General features: G+C 73.2%; 19 protein-coding genes. 5 read left to right on the plus strand and 14 right to left on the minus strand.

All coding sequences use genetic code 11. The features are described 5' to 3' along the window. A partial coding sequence (locus ACI791_RS15400) for a HAMP domain-containing protein (RefSeq protein WP_456586829.1) occupies window positions 1-948 on the minus strand: 948 nt, incomplete at its 3' end. Between the two features lie 238 nt (window positions 949-1,186). After that, the gene (locus tag ACI791_RS15405) at window positions 1,187-2,818 is read right to left on the minus strand and encodes a methyl-accepting chemotaxis protein (protein WP_456586830.1); all 1,632 of its coding nucleotides are present in this window, start codon (window positions 2,816-2,818) and stop codon (window positions 1,187-1,189) included. A 109-nt stretch (window positions 2,819-2,927) separates the two neighbouring features. On the opposite strand from ACI791_RS15405, the gene ACI791_RS15410 reads away from it, so the two are divergent. Beyond that, window positions 2,928-3,239, plus strand: a complete 312-nt coding sequence (locus tag ACI791_RS15410) for a hypothetical protein (protein ID WP_456586831.1) — start codon at window positions 2,928-2,930, stop codon at window positions 3,237-3,239. A 237-nt stretch (window positions 3,240-3,476) separates the two neighbouring features. Here ACI791_RS15410 and otsB read toward each other — a convergent pair whose 3' ends face one another. The 4 genes from otsB to crcB form a co-directional block, all read right to left on the minus strand. After that, window positions 3,477-4,214, minus strand: a complete 738-nt coding sequence (gene otsB / locus ACI791_RS15415; protein ID WP_456586832.1) for a trehalose-phosphatase — start codon at window positions 4,212-4,214, stop codon at window positions 3,477-3,479. Beyond that, a complete protein-coding gene (locus ACI791_RS15420) occupies window positions 4,211-5,626 on the minus strand; it encodes an alpha,alpha-trehalose-phosphate synthase (UDP-forming) (RefSeq protein WP_456586833.1) in 1,416 nt (471 codons plus the stop codon). The genes otsB and ACI791_RS15420 overlap by 4 nt, the downstream gene beginning before the upstream one ends. A 91-nt stretch (window positions 5,627-5,717) precedes the next feature. Further along, window positions 5,718-6,074 (minus strand): fluoride efflux transporter FluC, encoded by a 357-nt coding sequence (locus ACI791_RS15425; RefSeq protein WP_456586834.1) that lies wholly within the window; start codon window positions 6,072-6,074, stop codon window positions 5,718-5,720. After that, complete coding sequence (gene crcB / locus ACI791_RS15430) at window positions 6,071-6,478, minus strand: fluoride efflux transporter CrcB (protein WP_456586835.1); 408 nt, start codon at window positions 6,476-6,478, stop codon at window positions 6,071-6,073. The genes ACI791_RS15425 and crcB overlap by 4 nt, the downstream gene beginning before the upstream one ends. Window positions 6,479-6,567: 89 nt before the next feature. Here crcB and ACI791_RS15435 point away from each other — a divergent pair, with 89 nt between their 5' ends. Continuing rightward, window positions 6,568-7,665 carry a CaiB/BaiF CoA transferase family protein gene (locus ACI791_RS15435; protein WP_456586836.1) on the plus strand — a complete coding sequence of 366 codons (1,098 nt, stop codon included), beginning with the start codon at window positions 6,568-6,570 and terminating at the stop codon, window positions 7,663-7,665. Window positions 7,666-7,695: 30 nt separating this feature from the next. On the opposite strand, the gene ngg is transcribed toward ACI791_RS15435, so the two are convergent. From ngg to ACI791_RS15475, 8 genes are all read right to left on the minus strand, one after another. Then, complete coding sequence (gene ngg / locus ACI791_RS15440) at window positions 7,696-9,456, minus strand: N-acetylglutaminylglutamine synthetase (RefSeq protein WP_456586837.1); 1,761 nt, start codon at window positions 9,454-9,456, stop codon at window positions 7,696-7,698. A gap of 10 nt (window positions 9,457-9,466) precedes the next feature. Then, window positions 9,467-11,251 carry an N-acetylglutaminylglutamine amidotransferase gene (locus tag ACI791_RS15445; protein ID WP_456586838.1) on the minus strand — a complete coding sequence of 595 codons (1,785 nt, stop codon included), beginning with the start codon at window positions 11,249-11,251 and terminating at the stop codon, window positions 9,467-9,469. A gap of 10 nt (window positions 11,252-11,261) precedes the next feature. Beyond that, window positions 11,262-11,657 carry a S8 family serine peptidase gene (locus tag ACI791_RS15450; RefSeq protein ID WP_456586839.1) on the minus strand — a complete coding sequence of 132 codons (396 nt, stop codon included), beginning with the start codon at window positions 11,655-11,657 and terminating at the stop codon, window positions 11,262-11,264. Window positions 11,658-11,676: 19 nt separating this feature from the next. Then, on the minus strand, window positions 11,677-12,909 hold the full coding sequence (locus ACI791_RS15455; protein WP_456586840.1) for a S8 family serine peptidase: 1,233 nt from the start codon (window positions 12,907-12,909) through the stop codon (window positions 11,677-11,679). 73 nt (window positions 12,910-12,982) lie between these two features. Further along, entirely contained in the window at window positions 12,983-13,741 is a 759-nt protein-coding gene (locus ACI791_RS15460; RefSeq protein WP_347058628.1) for an iron ABC transporter ATP-binding protein, read from the minus strand. After that, window positions 13,738-14,736 (minus strand): iron chelate uptake ABC transporter family permease subunit, encoded by a 999-nt coding sequence (locus tag ACI791_RS15465; protein ID WP_456586841.1) that lies wholly within the window; start codon window positions 14,734-14,736, stop codon window positions 13,738-13,740. The genes ACI791_RS15460 and ACI791_RS15465 overlap by 4 nt, the downstream gene beginning before the upstream one ends. Then, entirely contained in the window at window positions 14,733-15,767 is a 1,035-nt protein-coding gene (locus tag ACI791_RS15470; RefSeq protein WP_456586842.1) for an ABC transporter permease, read from the minus strand. Before ACI791_RS15470 ends, ACI791_RS15465 begins: the two co-directional genes overlap by 4 nt. Window positions 15,768-15,801: 34 nt before the next feature. Further along, complete coding sequence (locus tag ACI791_RS15475; protein WP_456586843.1) at window positions 15,802-16,758, minus strand: siderophore ABC transporter substrate-binding protein; 957 nt, start codon at window positions 16,756-16,758, stop codon at window positions 15,802-15,804. 127 nt (window positions 16,759-16,885) lie between these two features. Between ACI791_RS15475 and ACI791_RS15480 the strand changes: the two genes are divergently transcribed. The 3 genes from ACI791_RS15480 (at window position 16,886) to ACI791_RS15490 (ending at window position 18,774) form a co-directional block, all read left to right on the plus strand. After that, window positions 16,886-17,878 carry an aldo/keto reductase gene (locus tag ACI791_RS15480; RefSeq protein ID WP_456586844.1) on the plus strand — a complete coding sequence of 331 codons (993 nt, stop codon included), beginning with the start codon at window positions 16,886-16,888 and terminating at the stop codon, window positions 17,876-17,878. Between the two features lie 91 nt (window positions 17,879-17,969). After that, complete coding sequence (locus ACI791_RS15485; protein ID WP_347058637.1) at window positions 17,970-18,335, plus strand: hypothetical protein; 366 nt, start codon at window positions 17,970-17,972, stop codon at window positions 18,333-18,335. A gap of 61 nt (window positions 18,336-18,396) precedes the next feature. After that, on the plus strand, window positions 18,397-18,774 hold the full coding sequence (locus ACI791_RS15490; RefSeq protein WP_456586845.1) for a hypothetical protein: 378 nt from the start codon (window positions 18,397-18,399) through the stop codon (window positions 18,772-18,774). Window positions 18,775-18,795 lie beyond the last annotated feature (21 nt).

Consider the following 18,795-nt stretch of genomic DNA (forward strand, 5'->3'; position numbering starts at 1 on the left):
GCGCGAGACCTCCTCGGCCGCAGCCGAGACCACGCCTGCCTGCGCGCTGGTCTCCTCCGCACCCGCCGAGATCTGCGACGACGACGCGCTCAACTCCTCCGACGAGGCCGCCACCGCATCCGCCGAGAGGACCACCGAGGACAGCACGCCGCGCAGCGAGTCGAGCGCCTCGTCCAGCGACGCGGCGGTCCGGCCGATCTCGTCCCGGCTGGTGATGCCCGTCTGCCGGGTCAGGTCCCCGGCGGCGAGCCGGCCCACGCTCTCCCGGAGCAACCCGAGCGGCCGGGTGACCGAACGGGTGACGACCAGTCCCAGGAGGACGGCCAGGGCGATGCCCAGAAGGCACACCAGGACCACCGCCCGGGTGGCGTCGGAGACCGTCTGGTCGTAGCCGGCGCCGGCCATCAGGCGCTCCTCACCGGCCTCGATCCCCGCGGCGAGCTGCTCCTCGTAGGTCTTCCGCAGCTCCCGGGTCGGACCCATGGCGACGGCGACGGCGGCGGCACGGTCCGAGGGGAAGAGTTCGAACTCCGCGTACAGGCTCTCCGACCAGTTGCCCACCGAGGCCTCCAGCTCGTCGAGGAACGCGCGCTCCGCACCCGTGGGAGCGGCGGACCGCGCGGACTCGAAGAGGCCGTCGACCTTCTCCAGCCGCTCGTCGACCTCCGCCTGGAACTCCGGGTCGCCGGTGAGGAGGAAGCCGCGCTCGTCGTTGGCCGTCGCCTTCGCGGTGAGCCCCAGCTCGTGCAGGCTGTTCAGGTAGGGCATCGACGTCTGCAGCTCGGCGGCGCGGGCGTCGCGGAGCTCGCTGAGGTCCGCGACGGCCAGGAAGCCCACGGCAGCCGCGGTGAGCGACGCGACCCCCACCGCCGTCAGAATCTTCTGGCCCACGGGGCGGTCGGCGTACCAGCGCACCGGCCAGAGGCGGGACGACGGAGATGCGGGCATCGGGGTGGCTCCTCGGATCGTGTTCGTGTCCCCCACCGCCCGGCGGCGCCGGCGCCCGGTGAGGCGCCCGAAATCTACGGAATCGAATTGAACAGAACCGCCACTCGGCGGCGTGTCGTGGGCGCTGCAGAAGAATGGTCGACGACCGCACGACGGCAGGCCATTTGTCGACTCCGAGAAACGGCGAATGCAGGTGACCCGGGTCGGCGTCACCTGCATTCGTCGTGCACATGCGGAACTAGTAGGTGAACCTCCCGACACTGGTGCGCAGGTCCGCGGCCATCCGGGAGAGCTCGTCGACCGCGGTCCGGGTCTGCGTCAACGCCCTGGTCGTCGATTCCGCGGCGGTGGAGACCCCGGTGATGTTCGTGGCGATCTCGGTGGTCCCGCCGGCGGCCTCCTGCACCGACCGGCTCATCTCGTTGGTGGTCGCGGTCTGCTCCTCCACCGCCGAGGCGATGGTCGTCTGCCGGTCGGAGATCTGCGCCACGATCGTGGAGATCTCCCCGATCGCCGCCACCGCCGCGGTCGTGTCACCCTGGATCGCCTGCACCCGGCGGGCGATGTCCTCGGTCGCCTTCGCCGTCTCCTGCGCCAACTCCTTCACCTCGTTGGCCACCACCGCGAAACCCTTCCCGGCCTCACCGGCCCGCGCGGCCTCGATCGTGGCGTTCAACGCCAGCAGGTTCGTCTGCTCCGCGATCGAGGTGATCACCTTCACCACGTTGCCGATCTCCGCCGAGGACTCCCCCAGCTTCGCCACCGTCGCCGTCGTCGTGGCGGCCGCGGTGACGGCGCGGTCGGCGACCTCGCTGGCCTCGGCGGCGTTCTGCGCGATCTCGCGGATCGAGGCACCCATCTGCTCGGCTCCGGCGGCCACGGTGGCGACGCTGCGCGACACCTCCTCCGCCGCACCGGCCACCACACCCGACTGCGCGGACGTCTCCTCCGCCGATCCGGCGATCTGCTGCGACGACGCGCTCAACTCCTCGGAGGACGCGGCCACCGCCTCCGCAGAGGCGACGATCTCGTTCACCGCGGTCGACATCGCCTCCGCGGCGGTGTTCAGCGCCGCCGCCATCTCGCCGACCTCGTCGCGCCCGCCGACGGGGAGACGGACGGTCAGGTCGTTGGCGGCCAGCCGCTCGAGGCCTGCCTTCACGTTCCGGACGCCGCGGACGATCCCGCTGGAGACGGACCAGGCAAGGCCCCCGCCGACCAGGAGGGCGATCAGGAAGACCACCAGGGAGACGACGCGGGTCTCGGTGCGGGCGTCAGCGACCGCGACCTCCGCCTCGGCGACCCGGGCGTCGACCGACGCGACGAGCTCCACCATGGCCTGGTCGAGCACGTAGAAGACGTCCCACTTCTCACCCTGCGAGAGCGCATCGCCCTCGTCGAGGCGCCCCTGCTGCCACAGCCGGAAGATCTGGTCGTTGTAGTCGCTCATCAGCGCCCAGTTCTGCTCGATCACCTCGAGGCTGGCCACGGCGTCGGCGTCCAGCTGCGCACGGTCGAGGTCGAAGAGCCCCTCGAAGCCGGCGGCGCCGTCACGGTAGGCGGCCACGTTGTCGCCGTCGGGCGCGGCGGCGACCGCTCCGCCGTCGACCCGGGCCTTCCAGGCGGTGATGTTCTGCCAGTTCGCCGCCCACAGCAGGTCGTAGCGGGCCGCCTCCACCGCTCGCTGGGCGGCGACGGCGTCCCGCGCCTCGGCATGGAGATCGGCCACGCGCTGCGTGCCCGTGATCCCGGTGACGGTTGCGGCGATCGTGCCCAGGAGCAGGGCGGCGCTGACGGCGAAGATCCGGGTGGCGATGCCCCGGTCGCGATACCAGTGCCCGTGGCGTTGGTCGTGCCGTGGTGCGGACATGCTCGTGTCATCCCTTGCTCGGCCGGTGGTACGCGCTGAGCATGACCATTCCGGGCTCTTGTCTCAGCGCTAAGAGGCCCATGTCGGAATTCACGTCGGAGATCGATCGGTGACCATTCCCGGCCCGGCCGATTTGTCGACCCGCCGGGCTCCGGAGAAAGACGGGAAGAGCGCCCGGCCGGTCGACCGGACGCTCCTCGACGTCTCCTGGGTGCGACGCGCGTCGCGGAGGTGTCAGTACACGAAGTTCCCGACGGTCGTGCGCAGGTCGGCGGCCATGCGGGACAGCTCGTCGACCGCGGTGCGGGTCTGGGTCAGCGCCTGCCTGGTCGAGTCCGCCGCCGTGGAGACCCCGGAGATGTCCTCCGCGATCTGCGTGGACCCTCCCGCAGCGGGTGTGGCGACGCAGCCGTTCTTGTGATGCCCGTGAAGCAGGGGAGCGCATTCCGATCCGAGAACGAGGATCGTTACGCGACCACGGGGTCATCGCATTCCGGACGGCGACGTGTCGACACGCCCGGAATGGTCACCGGGCAGCGGGCGACCTTCGTCCGTGCGTCGGAGCCGCGCATCTCCGGACTGCCGACCTCTCGGAAGAGGTGACCGGCGCCGCGACGACCGCCATCCGAGGCGCCGTGCGACACGCGACGCGGGAGACTCAGGAGAGCCGGTCGGCCAGCCGGCCGAGGAGGTCGACCACGGCCTCCGGACCCGCGACCCGGTAGCGGGCGGATGTCTCACCCTCACCCACCTTGATGGTCACGTCGTCGGGCCCCAGTGCCCGGAACCCGTCCTCGTCGGTGACGTCGTCGCCCAGGTACACCGCGCCGGCCGCGCCGAGCTCCTCGACGAGCCGCCGCAGCGCTCCACCCTTGTCCGCATCGGTGACGGCGATCTCGAGCACGTCCTTGCCCGGCTTCATCGTCAGTGACGGATCTGCCTTCTCGCGCGCCTCCGCGAGCAGGGCGGCGGCACGGTCCCGGTCGGCGACCTGGCGGACGTGGACCGCCACGCTGGCCGGCTTCACCTCCAGCCGGGCTCCGGGCGTGCCCTCGACGAGGGGGGCGAGCAGCCGCGCCAGCTCGTCGCGCCGTCCGGCATCCTCGTCGGTCAGCGGCCCGTCGAACTCCGCGCCGTGGCTGCCGACCCAGCGGAAGTTCCCCTGCAGCCCGCTGGTCCGGCGCAGGTCGTCGACCCCGCGGCCGCTGACCAGGGCCACGGTCACGCCGTCGACCGCGGCGAGCCGCGCCAGCACCTCGGCCACACCGGGCTCCGGCACGGCCGCCGCCGGGTCGTCGCGCAGCCGGGCGAGGACCCCGTCGTAGTCGCTGGCCACCAGCAGCGGCCGGCGCGTGGCCAGCTCGGCCAGCGCCGCGTCAGGGCCGGGCGAGGTCACGCCTGCCCCTTCAGGGCATCGAAGAACGAGCCGGCCCAGTGCTCCAGGTCGTTCTTGAACAGGTGCCGGCGCATGGCCCGCATCCGCTTGGCCGCCTCGTCCGGCTCGATGCGCAGCGCGCGCACGAGCTGGTTCTTGACCCCGGCGATGTCGTGCGGGTTGACGAGGAAGGCCTGGCGGAGCTCCGCCGCCGCCCCTGCGAACTCGGAGAGCACCAGCGCGCCACCGAGGTCGCCGCGCGCGGCGACGTACTCCTTGGCCACCAGGTTCATGCCGTCGCGGTAGGGCGTCACCAGCATGACGTCGGCGGCGCGGTAGAGAGCGGCGAGCTCCTCGCGCGGCATCGACTGGTTGAAGTAGTGCACGGCCGGCCCGGCGATCGAGCCGTAGACGCCGTTGATGTGGCCGACCTGCTGCTCGATCGTCTCGCGCATGTGCACGTAGTGCTCGACCCGCTCGCGGCTGGGCGTCGCGACCTGGACGAGCACGGTGTCGGGCGCCTCCACCGCGCCGTCCTCGAGCAGCTCCTCGAAGGCGCTGAGCCGGACGCCGATGCCCTTGGTGTAGTCCAGCCGGTCGACGCCGAGGATGATCTTGCTGGGGTTGCCCAGCTCGGAGCGGATCTCCTTCGCGCGCCGGATGACCTCGGGGGAGCGGGCGAGCTCGTCGAACGCGGTGACGTCGATGGAGATCGGAAAGGCCCGGGCGGTCACCACGCGGCCGTCGTACTCGATCTGGTTCCGGCGGCAGCTGAGGTCGTGCAGCCGCCGGGCGAGCTCGACGAAGTTCGCGGCCGCGGACGGCCGCTGGAAGCCGACCAGGTCCGCGCCGAGCAGGCCCTCGATGACGGCCGAGCGCCAGGGCAGCTGGGTGAACAGCTCGTACGGCGGGAAGGGGATGTGCAGGAAGAACCCGATGGTCAGGTCCGGTCGGCTCTGCCGCAGCATCGCCGGCACCAGCTGGAGCTGGTAGTCGTGCACCCAGACGATGGCGCCCTCGGCGGCCACCGCCGCGGTCCGCTCGGCGAACCGCTTGTTGACCTGCACGTAGGCGTCCCACCAGGCGCGGTGGTACTCCGGCTTCTCCACCACGTCGTGGTACAGCGGCCACAGCGAGGCGTTGGACATGCCCTCGTAGTAGCGGTCGACCTCGTCCTCGGTGAGCGGAACCGGGATCAGCGACATCCCGCCGGACTCGAAGGGCTCCGGCGCGTCGCCGGCCGAACCCGACCAGCCCACCCATGCCCCGCCGCGTCCGGCGACGAACGGCTCGAGCGCGGTGACCAGACCACCCGGGCTGCGCTGCCAGCGGGTGGTGCCGTCGGGGTCGGTGACCTGGTCGACCGGAAGCCGGTTCGCGACCACGACAACAGGGCTGTCCGCCCCGACCCTGTCCTGCGCGTTCTCGGTCATACCGTCCCGACCCTATCCAGACGACGGGCTTCCCGCTCCACCGGTGGCTGCGGAACCGGTGATCGGCAGAGGTGCGGCTCCCGCCGGACCGTCAGACCCCCCGTGCGGCGAGGTAGGCGCCGGCGGCCGCGCCGAGGCCGAGCAGCACGGTGGCGAGGAGGTAGCCCAGCGCCCGGACCGGCCGACCGGCCTCCAGCAGACGGATGACGTCGGCACCGAACGTGGAGAAGGTGGTCAGCGCGCCGCAGAACCCCGTGCCGACGAGCGCCACGACGCCCGCGGGGACGTCGGCCAGCCCCAGCAGCAGGCCCAGGACCGCGCTGCCGACGACGTTGACCAGGAGGGTCCCCGACGCCGGGTCCCGCCCGTCCCGGCCCGCCGCCCGGGTGGCGAGGAGGCGCAGCGGGGCGCCCACCGCGGCACCGAGGGCCACCAGCAACGGGATCACCGGTCCGACCTCCCGGTCGCCGCCCCGGCCGGCCCCCGGGCCGACCGGACCGCCTGCGCGCCCAGCAGGACGGCGACGACGCCGCCGACGGCGGACGCCAGCACGTACCCCGCGGCCGACACCGGCGCCCCGCCCTCCACCAGCGCGACGACCTCGACGGCGAAGGTCGAGTACGTCGTGTACCCGCCGAGCAGGCCCACGCCGACAAGCGGCCGCGCCCAGGCCGGTTCGGGGGAGCGGGCGGTGAGGGCGGCCAGCACCGCCCCGAGGAGGAGGCAGCCGGTCAGGTTCACGAGCAGGGTCGCCCAGGGCCAGCCGCCGGGGGACGAGGGCACCGCCTCGGCGATCGACCACCGGGCCAGGGAGCCCAGCGCGCCGCCCAGCGCCGCCAGCAGGTAGGCCATGTGACCTGGCGCTCCTTCCCGTTCCAGGGTCGGGCAGCATGCCCCCCGGGAGGGTCGCACGCCGGTGACCCGGGACAGGGAAGGCCACCGTGGGACCGCTGGAGGGCGTACGGGTCGTCGAGTTCGCCGGGCTCGGGCCCGGCCCGTTCTGCGGGATGCTGCTGGCCGACCTGGGCGCCGACGTGGTGCGGATCGACCGGAAAGGCGCCCGCGGGGGCCTGGTCGGCTCGCTCGGCGCCACGTCCCTGCTCGACCGGGGCAAGCGCTCGATCGCGCTCGACCTCAAGGACCCGGCCGACGTGGCGGTGGTCCGCGCCCTCGTGCGGCGGTCCGACGTCCTGCTGGAGGGCTTCCGGCCCGGCGTCATGGAACGGCTGGGGCTGGGCCCCGACGAGCTCATGGCCGACTCGCCGGGCCTGGTCTACGGGCGCATGACCGGCTGGGGGCAGACCGGCCCCCTGGCGCACAGCGCCGGCCACGACATCGGCTACATCGCGCTCGCCGGGGCCCTGGGCGCCAGCGGGCGCCCCGACGAGCGGCCCGCGCCGCCGCTGAACCTGCTCGGTGACTTCGGCGGCGGGGGAGTGTTCCTCGCCCTCGGTGCGCTCGCCGCACTCCTGCACGCCCGCACCACGGGGCGGGGTCAGGTCGTGGACGCCGCGATCGTCGACGGGACCGCCGTCCTGACCACGATGATCCACGGCATGCTGGACGCCGGCGTCTGGACCGACCGGCGAGGCCGGAACCTGCTCGACACCGGGGCGCCGTTCTACGACGTCTACCGCTGCGCCGACGGGCACTTCCTGGCGGTGGGCGCGCTGGAGGAGCAGTTCTACGCGGCCCTGCTCGCCGGGCTGGAGCTCGCCGGTGACGAGACGCTGCCCGACCGGAGCGACCCCCGCCACTGGCCGGCGCTGCGCGAGCGCTTCACCGAGGCGTTCGCCTCCCGGACCCGCGCGCAGTGGTGGGAGGTGTTCGAGGGGACCGATGCCTGCGTGGCACCGGTCTGGTCGCTGCTGGAGGCGACCGAGGACCGGCACAACACCGAGCGCGGGGTCTTCGTGGAGGTCGGCGGCGTGGTCCAGCCCGCGGTCGCCCCGCGGTTCTCCGCGACGCCCGGGGCCGTCGGGCGGGTGCCCGCGGTGGGGGAGCACACCGACGAGATCCGCGCCGAGCTGGGGCTGTAGGTCCTCTGCCTCACCTCACGTGGTCCTGGGTCAGGGGCGACGGCGGGTCTCCGGGAAGAGCAGGTCGACGAAGCGCTCGGCGGTGGGCTGGGGCTCGTGGTTGGCCAGCCCCGGCCGCTCGTTGGCCTCGATGAAGACGTAGTCGGGGCCGCTGACGTCGGGCACGAGGAAGTCGATGCCGGTGACCGGGATGTCGAGCGCGGTCGCCGCTCGCACCGCGGCGTCGGCGATGTCCGGGTGGAGCTGGTCGGTGACGTCCTCGATCGTGCCCCCGGTGTGCAGGTTCGCCGTCCGGCGCACCTGGATGCGCTCGCCGCTGCGCGGGACGTCGTCCATCGCGTAGCCGGCGTCGGCGACCACCTCGGTGGTCGTGGCGTCCAGGGGGATCCGGGACTCGCCACCGGTCGCGCGCTCCCGGCGACGGCTGGTCGCGCGGATCAGCTCGGTGACCGTGCTGCGGCCGTCGCCGATCACCTCCGCGGGACGGCGGACCGCCGCGGCGACCACCTCCCGGTCGATCACCACCACCCGCAGGTCCTGGCCGGGCACCATCTCCTCGACCAGCACGTCCGGGCAGAACGTCGCCGCGAGCTCCACCGCCCGCTGCAGCCCCGCATCCCCCTTGACGCCGACCGTGATGCCCTTGCCCTGCTCCCCGCGGGCCGGCTTGACGACGACCGCGCCGACCTCGCGCATGAGGTCCGACGCTGCCGCGACGTCCTCCTCGTGCGCCAGCGCCCCGCGCGCCACCCGCACCCCCGCCCGCTCCATGATCCGGCGGGTGACCCGCTTGTCGTCGCACCGGCTCATGGCCACCGCGGTGGTGAACTCCGAGAGCGACTCGCGGGTCACGACCGTGCGGCCCCCGACCGACAGCCGCAGCTCTCCCCACTCGGCGTCGGTGACCTCCACGCGGACACCTCGGCGCAGCGCCTCCTCGGCGATGATCAGCGCGTAGGGGTTCAGCCCCTCCAGCCCGGGCGGCCGGGCGGCGAACAGCGGCGTGTTGATGGGGTTCTTGCGCTTGACGCAGACGGCGGAGACCCGGGCGAACCCGAGCTTCCGGTAGAGGGCGATCGCGCCGGCGTTGTCGTGCAGGACCGAGAGGTCCAGGTACGACCGGCCGCGGCCGACGTAGCGCTCGGCGAGCACCCGTACCAGGGCCTCGCCGGTTCCGGGCGGGGCGTCCTGGTTGTGCACGGCCAGGCACCACAGGCTGGCGCCGCCCTCCGGGTCGTCGAAGGCCAGGGTGTGGTCGACCCCGGTGACCGTGCCGACGACCTTCCCGGTCCGCTGGTCCTCGGCGACCAGGTAGGTGAAGCAGCGGGTGCGGTGGTTGCGCCACATGACGTCGGCGTCGCCGACCACCATGCCGTTGAGGGCGTAGATCTCGTTGATCGCCACCATGTCCGCGCGCGAGGTGGCCGTGCGCACGAACACCCCGCGGATGAGCTCGTGCCGGGCGCGGTAGCGGTACAGGTCCAGCCGGTAGGTGTAGCTGGGGTCGATGAACAGCTCGTCCGGCGCCAGCCCGACCAGCACGTGCGGATCCCGCGGGTAGATGCAGATGTCCCGCTCACCGGTCTCCTCGGCGCGCAGGGCGTCGACGATGCCGTGCAGGTCGTCGAACGTCTGGCCGAAGACGAGCCGGCCCCAGCCCATGTCCAGGACGACGTCCTTCGCCATGCCCTGGAGCTGGTGCTGCGACGGCTTCCGCCAGGACCGGGCGGTGAGATCGGGGGTGCTGGCCACCGGCGTGCGGCGTCGGTGACCGGCCAGCCGGGGTGCCACGCGCACCCCCTCAGACCGCGTGCGTCTGGAGCCACAGCTCCAGCAGGCCCAGCTGCCAGAGCTTGTTCCCGCGCAACGGCGTCAGCTCCCCGTTGGGATCGGCCAGGAGCTCGCGGACGTACTCGGGGCGGAACAGGCCCCGGTCGCGGGCGGCGTCGCTGGACAGTGCGTCCTTCACCAGGTCGAGGACCTTGCCCTGCAGATGGGTGATCGCCGGCACCGGGAAGTAGCCCTTGGGGCGGTCGATGACCTCCGGCGGGATGATCCGGCGCCCGATCGCCTTGAGCACGCCCTTGCCGCCGTCGGCCAGCTTCAGCTCGGGCGGGCACATCGCCGCCAGCTCCACCAGGTCGTGGTCGAGGAAGGGCACGCGGGCCTCCAGGCCCCAGGCCATGGACATGTTGTCCACCCGCTTCACCGGGTCGTCGACCAGCATCACCTCGCTGTCCAGCCGCAGCGCGGCGTCGACCGCGGTCTCGGCGCCGGCGGCGGACATGTGCGCACGGACGAAGGACAGGCTCGGGTCCTCGTCGAGGGCGTAGCGGCCGGAGACGACGTGCCGCATCTGCGCGTGGTCCCGGTCGAAGAACGCCCGCGCGTAGGTCTGCACCGCCTCCTCGCGGCCGACGCCGGCCAGCGGCGGGTACCAGTGGTAACCGGCGAACACCTCGTCGGCGCCCTGCCCGGACTGCACGACCCGGATCGACTGGCTGACCCGCTCGCTGAGCAGGTCGAACGCGACGACGTCGTGGCTGACCATCGGCTCGGCCATGGCGCCGATGGCGTGGCCGAGCGAGCCGGCGAGCTCGTCGGAGCCGACCCGGATGCGGTGGTGGTCGGTGGCGAAGCGCTCGGCGATGACGTCGGAGTACTGGAACTCGTCCCCTTCCCGGCCGCCGACGGACTCGAAGCCGATCGAGTAGGTGGCCAGCCCGGTCTGCCCCTCCTGAGCGAGCAGGCCGACGATCAGGCTGGAGTCCAGGCCTCCGGAGAGCAGCACGCCGACCGGGATGTCGGCGACCAGACGGCGGCGGACGGCGACCCGCAGCGCCTGCTCGATGGCGTCCTCCCAGTCGCGGGCCGACCAGGTCGCGTGCTCGGCCCGGCGTTCGTAGCGCGCCTCCCAGTACCGGTGCTCGGTGCTCGTGCCGTCGGCCTCGATCACGCGGACGGTGGCCGGAGGCAGCTTGCGGACGCCGTTGAGGATCGTCCGCGGGGCCGGGACGACGGCGTGCCACGTGAGGTAGTGGTGCAGGGCGACGGAATCCACCGAGGTGTCGACGTCGCCGGCGCGCAGCAGCGCGGGCAGCGTGGAGGCGAAGCGCAGCCGCTTGCCCGGTGTCTCGGAGAGGTAGAGGGGCTTGATGCCCAGCCGGTCGCGCGCCATGACCACGCGGCCGGTGTCCCGCTCGGCGATGACGAAGGCGAACATGCCGTGCAGGTGCGAGACGACGTCGGTGCCCCAGTGGTGGTAGCCCTTGAGGATCACCTCGGTGTCGCTGTGGGAGAAGAAGCGGTAGCCGTGGCCCTCCAGCTCGGCCCGCAGCTCCTGGTAGTCGTAGATGCAGCCGTTGAAGACCGCCGTCAGGCCCAGCACGTTGTCCACCATCGGCTGGGAGCCGCAGGTGGAGAGGTCGATGACCGAGAGCCGGCGGTGCCCGAAAGCCACCCGCCCGTTGCTCCACGATCCCTGCCCGTCCGGGCCACGGGGGACCAGGGCCTCGACCATGCGGGCGACCGCGGTCGTGTCGGCCGTGGTCCCGTCAAAAGTGATCTCGCCGCAGAGGCCGCACATGCAAGATGATCTAACCCCTTCCGCCCCCGGCCCGCTCGGCGAGGAGCCTCCGGAGGGCCCCGGCGTGGCACACCTCACGCCCCTGTTCCACGTGGAACGCCGGGGGAGTGCCCGGCAGGGGCCCGACGGGCCGGGCTCGGGGCCGGGTGGGGCGCCCCGTGGTGGCCGGGCCGCGACCCTGCGAGCGCTCGGGCGCCCCGGAGAAGGCCTGCGCCGCCGCGACGGCGTCGACCAGGCCGGTGCCCTTGTCGAACGACGTCGGGTACCCGCCCACGGTCTGGCAGGCCGCCCCGTCGGTGTACCGGTGCGCGGTGCCCTTGAGCGCCGCCTCGATCTCCGCCGGGGTGGCCGCGGGGTCGGCCTGGAAGAGCTGGGCGACGATGCCGGCGATGTGCGGCGCCGCCATCGACGTCCCGCTGATCGTGTTAAAGGTGCCGACGTCGAGCAGGCCCGGGCCGTTGCGGACGTCCAGCCCCGTGGCGCAGATCGGCAGGTAGGGCGGCAGGAGGAAGTGATGTCCTCGCCGGGGGCGGAGAGGTCCGGCCACGTCGAGGGGTCGGCCGCCGCGCCCCGCGAGGAGTACTCGCTGACCACGCCGTCCCGGGTGCCGGTGTCCCGGTCGTAGCAGGAGGCCACCGAAGGATCCCGCCGGTCGGGTCCTGGCCGGGCGGGTTGGTGAGCAAGGCGGAGCCGTCGCCCCCGTCGTTACCGGCGGCCCACACGGTCACGACGCCCTCGGCCGCCAGCGCGCGCTGCAGCTTGACGGTGGCGGAGTCCGGGTCGAACGCGCCACCACCGGTGGGCCCGTAGCTGTTGTTGGTCACCTTGATCGGCGGGCAGACGTCGGCGGGGACGCCGGCGCCGCAGGGGGCGTGGTGGTTCTCCAGCACCCAGTTCCGCGCGGAGTCGGCGCCCACGACGAGCAGCACCGCGCCGGTGGAGATCGAGACCACGCTCGCGCCGGGGGCGGCGCCCTGGGCCTGCCCGCCGTCGGCCAGCGTGGTCGGCCGGCCGGCGACGATGCCGCTCACGTGGGTGCCGTGACCGCCGGCCGACAGCGTGTCGGTGTCGACGAGCCCCGGCACCGGGACGACGCAGTCGGGAGTGGTCGCCGCCTCCAGCAGGCAGAGGCTCTCGAGGTCGGCGACGACGGCGCTGCTGCCGTCGCGGTTGCGGAAGTAGGGGTGGGTGGGGTCGATCCCGGAGTCGATCACCGCGACCGACACCCCGCGGCCGTCCAGGGCGCCCCCGTCCGCGCCGGTCAGCGTGGCAGCCGCCTCGGCGCCGCGGGTGGCCACGTGGGAGGTCTCCTGGGCGAACTCGATCGGGGTGTTCCCCTCGAGGTAGGTCACGCCGGGCCGGCTGCGCGCGGCCTCGATCTGGTCGGCGGTGCCCGAGGCGACGGCGACACCGATCCGTTCGTACTCGGTGACCAGGCGCATGCCGGTCGCCGCGACCGCGGCGCGGGCGGCGGCGATGTCCGCGCCGTGGACCACGACCGTCGTCGGGGCAGCCGCGCCGAGCCCGGCGAGCTGGTCGGCCAGGAACTCCTGCACCGGCGCGTGCGGGGGATCGGCGTGGGCGGGCGCGGCGAGGAGGGCGCCGGCGACCACGGCGCCGGACACCACCCCCAGCAGGCGGCGGGACGACGGATTCACGGTGCTCCTCGGGAATCCGGTGGACGCGACCGGACAACGAGGCCGAGCCGTAGGGGTTACTCCGAGGTCACGGTCAACTCCACGGAACGGCGATCCGCCGGCCGCCGAGCTCGTGGACGTCCACCTCCACGTCGAACACCTTGCGCAGCAGCTCGGGGGTCATCAGCTCGGCGGTCGGGCCCGCGGCGACGAGGTGCCCGTCGCGCATCGCCACGATGCGGTCGGAGTAGGCGGAGGCGACGTTGACGTCGTGGACGACGAGCACCACGGTGCGGCCGAGCTCGTCGGCCATCCCCCGGAGCATCCGCATCATCTGGACCGCGTGCCGCATGTCGAGGTTGTTGAGCGGCTCGTCGAGCAGCACGTAGTCGGTGCCCTGGCACATCACCATCGCGACGTACGCGCGCTGCCGCTGCCCGCCGGAGAGCTGGTCGAGGTGCCGGTCGGCCAGCGGGCCGAGCTCGAACCAGTCGAGCGCCTCGTCGATGCGCGCGCGGTCCTCGGCTGTCAGCCGCCCGCCCGAGTGCGGAAAGCGGCCGAAGGCCACCAGCTCACGGACGGTCAGCCGCACGGTCATCGAGTTCTCCTGGCGCAGCACCGCCAGCCGGCGGGCCAGGACCGGTCCCGGGGTCCGGGCGACGTCCATGCCGTCGACGCGCACCCGTCCGGAGTCCGCCGGCAGCAGCCGGGAGGCGATGGACAGCAACGTGGACTTGCCCGCGCCGTTCGCCCCGATCAGCGAGGTGATCCCGCCGGCGGGGATGGTCAGCGACACGTCGTCCACCACGCGGGCCCCGCCGTAGGACTTGCAGACGCTCTCGATCTCGATCACTGGCGGGGCTCCCGGACGAGGAGGGCGATGAACACGATTCCGCCCACGAAGTTGATGACGATGCTCAGCGCGGAGTTGAAGCCGAACACCTGCTCGAGCACCAGCTGGCCACCCACCAGGGCGAGGACCGCCAGCAGCGCCGCGCCGGGGAGCACCCAGGCGTGCCGGTGCGTGCCCAGCAGCTGGCGAGCGAGGTTGGCCACGAGCAGCCCCAGGAAGGTCACCGGGCCGACGAGTGCGGTGGCGACGGCGACGAGCACCGCGACGGCCAGCAGCGCCAGGTTCACCACCCGCCGGTGCTCGACGCCCAGGCCCAGCGCGGTGTCCCGGCCCAGCGCCACGACGTCGAGGCGGGGGAGCAGGCGGTACACCCCCAGGATCACCGCTCCGACGACGACCGCGGAGAGCGCGAGCAGCTGCTGGTCCACGGTGTTGAAGCTGGCGAACAGCAGGTCCTGCAGGGTGAGGAACTCGTTCGGGTCGATGAGCCGGGAGACCAGCAGCGTGAGGCTGCTGAACATGGCGCCCAGCACCACCCCGAGCAGGACCAGCACGTAGACGTCCCGCTCGGTGCGCCCGAAGAGCGTCTTGTAGAGCAGCGCGCCGAAACCGACGAGCGCGACGACCTCGACCGCGAAGCGCAGCCGGGGGTCGGTCGCGGTCACCGTGCCGGCGCCGAGGAAGAAGACGCCCGCGGTCTGGATGAGGACGAACAACCGGTCGAACCCCATGATCTCGGGGGTCAGGATCCGGTTGTTGGTCACCGTCTGGAACAGCACCGTGGAGACGGCGACGGCCACCGCGACGACGGCCATGGCCGCGACCCGGCGGCTGCGCATCATCAGCGCGTAGTCCCACGAGCCGGTCACGCCGACGGTGAGGAAGGCGGCGGTGGCGCCCACCGCCAGCACCGCGAGGACGACCAGGGTCCGCCGCCGGCGGGTGGCCCGCTCCTGGGCGGTCGGGACGGCGGGGCCGGCGAGCGGGCGGGTCACGAGGCACCCTTCGTGCGGGCGCGCAGCAGCAATGCGATGAACAGGACACCGCCGATGACCCCGCCGATGGTGCCGACCGGGATCTCGTACGGGGCGCGGATCGTGCGGCCGAGGACGTCGCAGACGAGGACGAACGCCGCGCCGGTCAGCGCGGTCACCGGCAGCACCCGGCGCAGGTTGTCACCCATCGCCAGGGTGACCAGGTTGGGCACGACCAGGCCGAGGAAGGGGATGGAGCCCACGCTGACCACCACGATGGCGGTGACCACGGAGGAGATGACCAGCCCGACGGTGACCACGCGCGTGTAGGCGATCCCGAGGTTGACGGCGAAGCTCTCGCCCATGCCGGCGACGGAGAAGCGGTCGGCGTACAGGTAGGCCACCACGGTCGCGGCCAGCACCAGGTACAGCAGCTCGTACCGCCCGGCCAGCACGCCGGAGAAGTCACCGTTCATCCAGGCGTCGAGCGACTGCAGGAGGTCGAACCGGTAGGCCAGGAACATGGTGGCGGCGAGCACCACGCCGCCGAGCAGGATGCCGACCAGCGGCACCACGATCATGTCGGTCAGCACGATGCGGCGCAGCAGCCAGACGAAGAAGAACGTGCCGACCAGCGCGAACACCGTCGCGATGGCCATCTTGCCGATCAGCGAGGTGCCGCCGAACCACAGCGTCGCCACGACGATGCCGAGCCCGACCCACTCGGTGGTGCCGGCGGTCTGCGGCGAGACGAAGCGGTTGCGGGTCAGCGACATCATCACCAGCCCGGCGACGGCCATCGCCGACCCGGCCAGCAGGATCGCCGCGAGCCGGGGCACCCGGCTGACGAGGAACACCCGCACCTGCGCCTGGTCGGGCTCCAGCAGGTCGAGCGGCGACAGATCGCTGACGCCGATGAACAGCGAGGCCAGGGAGGCGGCGAGCAGGAGCAGCAGCGCTCCCGCCACGTGCCACCGGCGGACACCACGACGGCGCCCCTCCGCCGGCGGGGAGACCGGGGGAGGGGCGGCGTCAACCGTGCTGCGGGTCATGAGGTCATGGGTCCGGAACCGGGAGGGCAGAGGATCACTCCACCGCGGCGGCGATCTCCTCCACCATGGTCTCGACCGACGGCAGGCCCGTGGGGGCGATGTACCAGACGGCGGAGTCGAGGTAGTGGATCTCGTCGTTCTGCGCAGCGGACGTGGCGGCGACGAGCTCGTTGTCGAGCACCTGCTCGGCCGCGGTACCGGACTCGCCGATGGCGGCGTCCCGGTCGAGCACGAACAGCATGTCGGGGTCCTTCTCCGCGAGGTACTCGAAGGAGACGGCGTCGCCGTGGTCGGCCGCGGTCAGGTTCTCGTCGGCCGCGGGAACGCCGAGCTCGTCGTAGACCATGCCGAAGCGGGTGTCGGGCCCGTAGGCGGAGAGCTCGCCGGCGTTGGTCATCACGAACAGCCCGGTGCCGGCGTCCTGGGCCGCGGCCCTGACCTCCGCGACCCGCTCGTCCAGGGCGGCCAGCCGGTCGGCGACCGCGCCCTCCTCGCCGAAGACCTCGGCCAGGGTGGTCACCCGCTCCTCGAAGGACTGCAGGAAGTTGCCGTTGTCGACCGTGAGGTCGATCGTGGGCGCGATCTCGGCCAGCTGCGGGTACGCCGCCGCGGAGCGGCCGCCCACGATGATGAGGTCGGGCTCGAGGGCGTTGACCGCCTCGTAGTCGGGCTCGAACAGCGAGCCGACCTTGGTGCGGTCGTCGCCGGCGTACTCCTCCAGCGACTCGGGGTAGGCCGCCTCCGGGACGCCGGCGACGTCGACCCCGAGGCTGTCGAGAGTGGACAGCGCTCCGATGTCGAAGACCACGACCGTCTCCGGGTCGACCGGGACGGTGCTCTCGCCCTGGGCGTGGGAGACGGTGACCTCCGCGGCCCCGGCGGCCGGGTCGCCGGCTGGGGCGGCGTCGGCGGAGTCACCGCAGGCCGACAGCGCCAGGACCACGGACAGGGCGAGGGCGAGGGCCGCGAGGGGCCGGGCGGCGGTGCGCATGGAACTCCGATCGCTACGGGAAGGCATGCCTTACTAAGGCAGGCCTAACCTGCCACACCTGTCGTCCACGATCCACACCGGGGGTGCCCGGACGGTTGGCGGGACCTCAGCCGGGCAGGAGGTCGGCATGCGAACGCGAGAGCTCGCCGGCCTGTCCGTCTCCGCCCAGGGGCTGGGCTGCATGGGGATGAGCGAGTTCTACGGGGAGCGGGACGAGGCGGAAGCGGTCCGCACCATCCACCGGGCGCTGGACCTGGGGGTGACCTTCCTCGACACGGCCGACATGTACGGCCCGTCCACCAACGAGCTGCTGGTCGGTCGCGCGGTCGCCGGCCGGCGGGACGAGGTGGTGCTGGCGACCAAGTTCGGCAACGAGCGCGCCGAGGACGGCTCCCGCCTGGGCATCAACGGCCGACCGGAGTACGTCCACCGCGCCTGCGACGCCTCGCTGCGTCGCCTCGGCGTGGAGGTCATCGACCTCTACTACCAGCACCGGGTGGACACCTCGGTGCCGATCGAGGACACCTGGGGTGCGCTGTCGGAGCTGGTGCGGGCGGGCAAGATCCGCCACGCCGGCATCTCCGAGGCCGCACCGGAGACCATCCGGCGGGCGCACGCGGTCCAGCCGGTCACGGCCGTGCAGACCGAGTACTCGCTGTGGGCCCGGGACCCGGAGCGGGACGGCGTGCTCGCGACGTGCGCCGAGCTCGGCATCGGATTCGTCGCGTACTCGCCGCTCGGCCGGGGCTTCCTCTCCGGCCGGATCAGCGGCACCGACGAGCTCGCACCCGACGACTTCCGCCGGACCGACCCGCGCTTCCGCGGCGAGGCGTTGGCGCACAACATGCGGCTGGTGGACCGGGTCGCCGAGCTGGCGCGCGAGCACGACGTGACGGCGGGGCAGCTCGCGCTCGCCTGGGTCATGGCCCGCAGCGGCGGGGACGGTGCACCGGCCGTCGTCCCGATCCCCGGCACCAAGCGGGTGCGCTACCTGGAGGAGAACGCCGCGGCCGCCGACCTGGAGCTGACCGACGAGGACCTGCGCCGCCTGGACGAGGTGGCGCCTCCCGGCGCGACCGCCGGGGACCGCTACGCGGACATGTCGACCGTGCACCGCTGAGGGCCGACCCGCGCCCCCCGCGTCGGTCGGCGGGAGGGCGGCGGGAGGATGGGTGGGTGCCGGCTCCCGTTGTCCGCCCCGGAGGGGTCCGGTGACGCTGCCGCTCGTCGTCGCCGTCACCGTCGTCGCGGCCCTCGTCGTCGTCCTCGGGCTCGGCTCCACGGCCGCGCGCCGGAGGATCGGCGTCCTGCACCTGGCCGGCGCGGGCCTGCTCCTGGCGCTGCTGCTTGTCCAGGCCGTGCTGGCCGGCGCGGCCATGGCCGGGGGCGACGCCCCCGCCGACACCCCCTCGTTCCTGGGCTACCTGGTCGGCGTGCTGCTCATCCCGGTCGCCGGTGTGCTGTGGGCCCGGGCGGAGCCGACCCGCTGGGCCGGCACGGTGCTCGCGGTGGCAGCGGCCGCCGTGGGCGTCATGGTGTGGCGGCTGCTGCAGCTCTGGGAGGCCACCGGTGCGTGAGCGGGGTCTCGGGCGGCCGGCGGAACCGGCCGCTCCGGGCGGCACCGCCGGACCAGCGCGCGTGCTGGTGCTGGTCTACGGCATCTTCGCCCTTGCGGCGGGGGCCCGGGCCGGGGTGCAGCTGGCCACCCGTTTCGACGAGGCGCCCGTGGCCTACCTCCTCTCGGCCCTGGCGGCCGTGGTCTACGTGGTGGCCACGGTCGGGCTGGCCCGCGGTGGGCGCGGTGGCCGGCGGACGGCGCTGGCCGCGATCGTGGTCGAGCTGGTCGGCGTCCTGGTGGTGGGCACCCTGTCGCTGGCCGATCCCGCGGCCTTCCCCGACGAGACGGTGTGGTCCGGCTACGGCCGGGGCTACGGCTACGTACCGCTCCTGCTGCCGGTGCTGGGGTTGGCCCTGCTGGCGCGGTCCCGGCGGAGCCGGGGTGCGGTGCCCGACTAGTCCCGCTCTCCTGCGGGACCC

Source organism: Blastococcus sp. SYSU DS0973, assembly GCF_054051055.1.

Excerpts from the sequence above, each read along its gene's own strand:
- ACI791_RS15480 (WP_456586844.1), top strand. The coding sequence starts at position 16,886 with ATGCGAACGCGAGAGCTCGCCGGCCTGTCCGTCTCCGCCCAGGGGCTG.
- ACI791_RS15405 (WP_456586830.1), bottom strand. The coding sequence starts at position 2,818 with ATGTCCGCACCACGGCACGACCAACGCCACGGGCACTGGTATCGCGAC.
- ACI791_RS15470 (WP_456586842.1), bottom strand. The coding sequence starts at position 15,767 with ATGACCCGCAGCACGGTTGACGCCGCCCCTCCCCCGGTCTCCCCGCCG.
- crcB (WP_456586835.1), bottom strand. The coding sequence starts at position 6,478 with ATGGCCTACCTGCTGGCGGCGCTGGGCGGCGCGCTGGGCTCCCTGGCC.
- ACI791_RS15420 (WP_456586833.1), bottom strand. The coding sequence starts at position 5,626 with ATGACCGAGAACGCGCAGGACAGGGTCGGGGCGGACAGCCCTGTTGTC.
- ACI791_RS15450 (WP_456586839.1), bottom strand. The coding sequence starts at position 11,657 with ATGGCGGCGCCGCACATCGCCGGCATCGTCGCCCAGCTCTTCCAGGCC.
- ACI791_RS15445 (WP_456586838.1), bottom strand. The coding sequence starts at position 11,251 with ATGTGCGGCCTCTGCGGCGAGATCACTTTTGACGGGACCACGGCCGAC.
- ACI791_RS15475 (WP_456586843.1), bottom strand. The coding sequence starts at position 16,758 with ATGCGCACCGCCGCCCGGCCCCTCGCGGCCCTCGCCCTCGCCCTGTCC.